The sequence below is a fragment of the Rhizobium moroccans genome (assembly GCF_057559155.1).
This window is the reverse complement of record NZ_JBHFJG010000034.1, coordinates 1-6,190: the sequence shown is the minus strand read 5'-3', so window position 1 is coordinate 6,190 and position 6,190 is coordinate 1. Positions and strand designations below refer to the sequence as shown.

The following is a 6,190-nucleotide window of genomic DNA, read 5'->3' as shown; positions in this document are numbered from 1 at the left end:
AACCCCCCCGAGACTGACGATGTTCATGCATGCTTCGGTTCCGCCGCACACGGCGATATCGGCTTCATCGGCGCGGATGAGACGAGCCGCGTCGCCGATCGCCTGGATGCCAGCCGCGCAGGCGGTCACCGGTGCACCGAGAGGGCCCTTGAAACCGTGGCGGATCGAGATGTTGCCTGCCGCGAGGTTTACGAGGAAGGACGGCACGGTGAACGGCGAAAGACGTCGGACGCCGCGCTGGTCAACGGTTCGCACCGCCTCGGTAATGGCAGGGAACCCTCCGATACCCGAAGCGATGATCGTCGCGGTGCGGCTCCGATCCTTTTCCGAGGCCGGTTTCCATCCCGCCTGGGTTAGCGCCTCTTCGGCCGCAGCCAGAGCGAAGAGAATGAAGCGGTCCACCTTGCGCTGATCCTTCGGAGCCAGGACGGTATCCGGATCAAAGCCGGCCTCCGGGTCTTCCTCCCGAGAAGGAACCATCCCGCCGATCTTCGCCGGCAGATCCCCCACCACGTCGTCGGGAAGCCTGCGGATGCCCGAGCGACCGGCGAGCAGACGCGACCAGGACGTCTCGACACCTGTGGCAAGGGGCGTGACCGCGCCCATGCCCGTAACAACAATCCGTCGCATTTTTTCTCCTATTCGGGCGCGCACCTGCGCTGCCCGCTCCGACGCTCGATCTTCGGTGGTGCCGCCTTCAATCTGCGATGGATTGGCGGACTTGCTGGGCTCCCGCATCCAGAAAGGCCTGGGCGAGATCGGGGTCGTTGACGACGCGCGACAGGATCAGCGCGCCGACCATGGTCGAGAGGACGGCCATGGCCTTGCCGTCGGTTTCCTCACCATCCGCCCTGCCAATCATGCGGCCGAGGGTTTCCAGATATGCCTTGATCCCGGTTTCGAACGACGCTTTCACATCGCTGCTCTGTCTGGCGGCGTCCGAACCGAGCGCCGCAACCGGGCAGCCGTCCATCTTTTCTTCGCGATGATCCATGCTGAGGTAAAACGCGATCACGGCGCCAAGCGGATCATCGGGACTTGCCGCGATCGCTTCCGACCATCGGCTGGAGACGCTCTCCAATGCTCGACTGGACGCCTGCGCCGCCAAATCCTCCTTTGACGCAAACTGCTTATAGAAGGCGCCCTGGGTCAGTCCGGCGCCCTTCATCAGGTCCTTGAGCCCAATGCCGTCAAAGCCGTGCTCGCGAAAAAGGCGGCTTGCCACAGTGATTACGGTTTGGCGGTTTTCTTCAGCCTGAACGCGACTTACCCGCATAATCGACCTCCGTTTTTAGATTGCATCCATAATCTATGTCAGTTATAGCGTTCGAACGCAATCTATTTTTCTAAGAGGCCATGGGCATGAAAAAGAAACCCTTCATAGTGCTGGGGAGCAGCCTGATCGCGATATCCGGGATAGCCGCGTTCGCCGCGCTTTCCATTCGCACACACGAGGCCTCGGCCGTAAGCGACCCGAGGCAGGAACCGCCGATCGTCAGGCTGGTGGCGGCGGCACGGGCGACCGAAACCGAGCGCCGCTTTACGGGCATCATCGGGGCGAGAGTGCAGAGCAATCTCGGTTTCCGTGTCGCCGGCAAGATCGTGGAACGGCTTGTGAATGTCGGTGAGCAGGTCAAAGCCGGTCAGTCGTTGATGCGGATCGACGAGACGGACCTTCGCCTTGCGCTCACGGCAAAGCGCAACGCTGTCGCTGCGGCGCGCGCCGCTCTGGTGCAGGCGAGTGCGGACGAGAAACGCTATGCTGCTCTGGTAAAGAACGGACTGGCTGCAACCCCGCAGCGTTACGAACAGGCGAAGGCCGCGCTGGATACCGCAACGGCGCAACTTGCCGCCGCGGAGGCAGAAGCAAGGGTCACGGAGAACGAGGCGACCTATTCGGTCCTACTGGCGGATGCGGATGGAACGGTAATCGAAACGCTCGGCGAGCCAGGGCAGGTTATCTCCGCGGGTCAGCCCGTGGTTCGGCTTGCCCAGGCCGGTCCCCGAGAAGCCGTGATAGCGCTTCCCGAAACGATCCGGCCGGCGATCGGCTCGGTGGCCGAGGCCAGCGTATATGGAAGCGACGACCGCCGTTATAGCGCGCATCTCAGGCAATTGTCGGACTCCGCCGATCCCCAGACCCGCACCTATGAAGCCCGCTATGTGCTCGACGGCGATGCCGCCGGGGCTCCGCTCGGAGCGACGGTCACGATCAGAGTTTCCAATAGCGGCGGCCAATCGCATGCGGTGGTGCCCGTCGGTGCTGTCCTGGATGACGGCATCCGAACTGGCGTCTGGGTCTTTGACGGGCAATCTTCGACCGTCCGCTTCAGACAAGTGCGAATAGAACAGATTGGTGAGGAAGTCGCGGTGGTCTCCAGCCTGAAGGCCGGCGAACCGGTCGTCGCTCTTGGAGCCCATTTGCTGCAGGACGGTACGAGCGTCAGAACCGAAGCGGAACAAGCAGAGGTGGCAAACTGATGAGCTTCAATCTTTCCGCGCTTGCGGTTCGCGAGCGAGCCGTCACCCTGTTCTTCATCGTCCTTCTGGCTGCCGCCGGCATCTATGCGTTCGCCAAGCTCGGGCGCGCAGAGGACCCCTCCTTCACCATCAAGACCCTGACGGTCACGTCCGTGTGGCCAGGCGCGACGGCGCGCGAAATGCAGGATCTCGTCGCCGAGCCGCTCGAGAAGCGTCTTCAGGAGCTCACCTGGTATGATCGTGTCGAGACGACGACACGGCCGGGATACGCCTTTTTGACCGTCACGCTGAAGGACAGTACGCCGCCCACGGCTGTCGAAGAGGAATTCTACCAGGCCCGCAAGAAGCTTGGAGACGAGGCCCGGAACCTGCCGCAGGGCGTCCTCGGCCCCTTTGTCAACGACGAGTATTCCGATGTCAGCTTCGCTCTCTATGCGCTGAAGGCCAAGGGCATGCCGATGCGCGAGCTTGTGCGGCAGGCCGAGGTGATCCGCCAGGACCTTCTGCATGTGTCGGGCGTCAAGAAGATCAACATCCTCGGAGAGCGGCCTGAACAGATCTTCGTCGAATTCTCCTATGCCAAGCTGGCCACCCTTGGCATCTCGGCACAGGACATCGCGGCCGCCTTGCAGCGGCAAAATACCGTCACGCCGGCAGGCTCGATCGACACGCGTGGCCCGCAGGTCTTCATCCGCTTCGATGGCGCCTATGACAGTATCCAGGCGATCGCCGATACCCCGATCGTCGCAGCCGGGCGCACGATGAAGCTCTCGGATTTTGCCGAAGTGCGGCGCGGTTACCAAGATCCGGCCACCTACCTCATTCGCCATGATGACGAACCCGCCATCATGCTCGGCGTGGTGATGCAACAGGGCTGGAACGGTCTGGAACTCGGCAAGGCGCTGGAAGACAGATCGGCTGGGATCGCTGAGACGCTGCCGCTGGGCATGACGCTCGCAAAGGTTAGCGATCAGGCCGTCAACATCGATGAGGCGGTCGGCGAATTCATGCTCAAGTTCGCCATGGCGCTTGGCGTCGTGCTGTTCGTGAGCCTGATCGCTCTGGGCTGGCGCGTCGGCATCGTTGTGGCGCTTGCCGTGCCGCTGACGCTCGCCGTCGTCTTCCTCATCATGCTGGAGACCGGCCGGTTCTTCGATCGTATCACGCTCGGCGCATTGATCCTTGCGCTGGGCCTTCTCGTGGACGACGCCATCATCGCCATCGAGGTGATGGTGGTGAAGATGGAAGAAGGCATGGACCGCATCAAGGCGGCTGCCTATGCCTGGAGCCATACGGCAGCCCCAATGCTGTCCGGCACACTCGTGACGATCATCGGCCTGATGCCGGTGGGCTTCGCCCGATCGACGGCCGGCGAATACGCAGGCAACATCTTCTGGGTCGTGGGTTTTGCCCTAATCGTATCCTGGATTGTCGCGGTGATCTTTACGCCCTATCTCGGCGTCAAGATGTTACCCGACATCAAGCCGGTCGAGGGCGGACATCACGCCATCTATGACACCCCAAACTACCGCCGCCTGCGCTCGCTTATCGAGTTTGCCGTGCGCCACAAGTTCGTCACATGCGCGGTGGTCGGCATCGTCATGGCCGTTTCCGTCGTTGGGATGGGAAGCGTAAAACAGCAGTTCTTCCCGACCTCGGATCGTCCCGAAGTGCTGGTCGAAATCCGTATGCCTGAAGGCACGAGTATCGAGACGACGACGGCCACGGTTGAGAAGCTCGAAGGATGGCTGCAGACGCAGCCGGAGGCAAAGACCGTCACCAGCTATGTCGGCCAGGGCGCTCCGCGCTTCTTCTTTGCCATGGCGCCGGAATTGCCGGACCCGTCCTTCGCAAAGATCGTCGTGTTGACACCAGACGCCGAGGCCCGCGAGGCGTTGAAGCATCGGCTCCGGACGGCCGTCTCGGATGGTCTTGCTCCTGAAGCCTATGTCCGTGTTACGCAACTCGTGTTCGGACCGTACACGCCGTTTCCGGTCGAGTTTCGGATCATGGGGCCTGATCCTGAGCAACTGTACCAGATCTCCGAGAAGGCCCTGGACATCATGAAGGGCGTGCCGGATGTGCGCCAGGCAAACCGCGATTGGGGCAACCGTACGCCCGTGCTGCGCTTTGTTCCTGATCAGGATCGGCTCAGCCTGATCGGTCTTTCGCCGGCGGAGGCAGCCCAGCAGATGCAGTTGCTGCTAAGCGGCATCCCCGTAACGCAGGTTCGCGAGAACATCCGCAACGTGCCTGTCATCGCACGCAGCGCCGGCGAAAACCGGCTCGATCCATCGAAACTAGCAGATTTCTCGCTGATGAGCCGAGATGGGCGGCAGGTTCCGCTCGATCAGATCGGTCATTCCGAGATCCGGTTTGAGGAACCGATCCTGAAGCGCCGCGATCGAACGCCGGTTATCACGGTTCGATCCGACATCAACGAGGCGACGCAGCCTCCCGAGGTGTCACAGCAGGTAATGAAGGCTCTTCAGCCGCTGATCGCCTCGCTCCCCGTCGGATACCGTATCGAGATGGGCGGAAACATAGAGGAATCCCTCAAGGCCAACACAGCGCTCGTCCAGATATTCCCGGCCATGATCGCCGCCATGCTGATCGTCATCATCCTTCAGGTCCGCAGCCTGTCGACGATGACCATGGTCATGCTGACCGCGCCCCTCGGGCTTGCCGGGGTGGTTCCGGCGTTGCTGCTTTTCAATCAACCCTTCGGCTTCAATGCCATTCTCGGGTTGATCGGACTGGCTGGAATCCTGATGCGCAATACATTGATCCTGACCGAACAGATCAAGGAGAACCAGGCAGCCGGTCTCGACGATTATCACGCCGTCATAGAAGCGACGGTGCAGCGGACACGGCCGGTTATATTGACTGCACTTGCAGCCGTCCTGGCCTTCATTCCCCTCACCCATTCGGTGTTCTGGGGATCGATGGCCTATACGCTGATCGGCGGCACGGCGGTCGGCACCGTGATGATCCTGCTCTTCCTGCCCGCGCTCTATGCCGCATGGTTCCGCATCAAGCCGACAGAAAAAGAAAGCCACGGGAATTTCCCAAAGGAGCTGGAGTTACGAACTGCAATGGCTGCCGAGTAGGGCTCAGTTGTCGGACCCACATTCACGAAAGGACATTCCATGAAGATCGGAATCATCGGAGCCGGGAACATCGGCGCGACTTTGGCGAGAAAACTTGCCGCCAGCGGCCATGAGGTCAAACTCGCCAATTCGAAGGGGCCGGACAGCATTCGCGATCTTGCCCGCGACGTAGGAGCCACCGCTGTTTCTAAGGAGGACGCCGTGCGGAGCGTGGAGGCGATCATTCTTTCGATCCCGTTCGCGAACTATCCCGATCTTGCCGGGCTCTTCAAGGACGTGCCGACCGACGTCGTCGTGATCGACACCTCCAACTATTACCCGTTCCGCGACGGTGCGATCGCCGAGGTCGACGGAGGCAGGCCTGAAAGCACCTGGGTGAGCGAGCAGATTGGGCGACCCGTCGTCAAAGCATGGAATGCTGTGCTGGCGGAGACGCTGGCCGAGAGAGGACAACCGAATGGGACATCCGGACGGATCGCCATTCCGGTCGCGGGCGACGATCCGAAGGCAAAGGCTACCGCCATGGAACTGGTGGAAGCCACGGGCTTTGACGCACACGACTCTGGAAGTCTCGGTGATTCCTGGCGTCAGCAGCCCGG

General features: G+C 61.6%; 4 protein-coding genes and 1 pseudogene. 3 read left to right on the top strand and 2 right to left on the bottom strand.

Annotated features, from left to right (window positions below):
* Nucleotides 1–630: pseudogene (locus ACE04I_RS16755) on the bottom strand (beta-ketoacyl synthase N-terminal-like domain-containing protein); the annotation flags it as partial.
* A gap of 67 nt (nt 631–697) precedes the next feature.
* Nucleotides 698–1,276 carry a TetR/AcrR family transcriptional regulator gene (locus tag ACE04I_RS16750; protein ID WP_487207312.1) on the bottom strand — a complete coding sequence of 193 codons (579 nt, stop codon included), beginning with the start codon at nt 1,274–1,276 and terminating at the stop codon, nt 698–700.
* An 86-nt stretch (nt 1,277–1,362) separates the two neighbouring features.
* Here ACE04I_RS16750 and ACE04I_RS16745 point away from each other — a divergent pair, with 86 nt between their 5' ends.
* From ACE04I_RS16745 to ACE04I_RS16735, 3 genes are all read left to right on the top strand, one after another.
* Nucleotides 1,363–2,481, top strand: coding sequence for an efflux RND transporter periplasmic adaptor subunit (locus tag ACE04I_RS16745; protein WP_487207311.1), 1,119 nt, complete (start codon nt 1,363–1,365; stop codon nt 2,479–2,481).
* Entirely contained in the window at nt 2,481–5,591 is a 3,111-nt protein-coding gene (locus ACE04I_RS16740) for an efflux RND transporter permease subunit (protein ID WP_487207310.1), read from the top strand. Before ACE04I_RS16745 ends, ACE04I_RS16740 begins: the two co-directional genes overlap by 1 nt.
* Nucleotides 5,592–5,630: 39 nt before the next feature.
* The coding region (locus ACE04I_RS16735) for an NADPH-dependent F420 reductase (RefSeq protein ID WP_487207309.1) at nt 5,631–6,190 on the top strand (560 nt) is incomplete at its 3' end.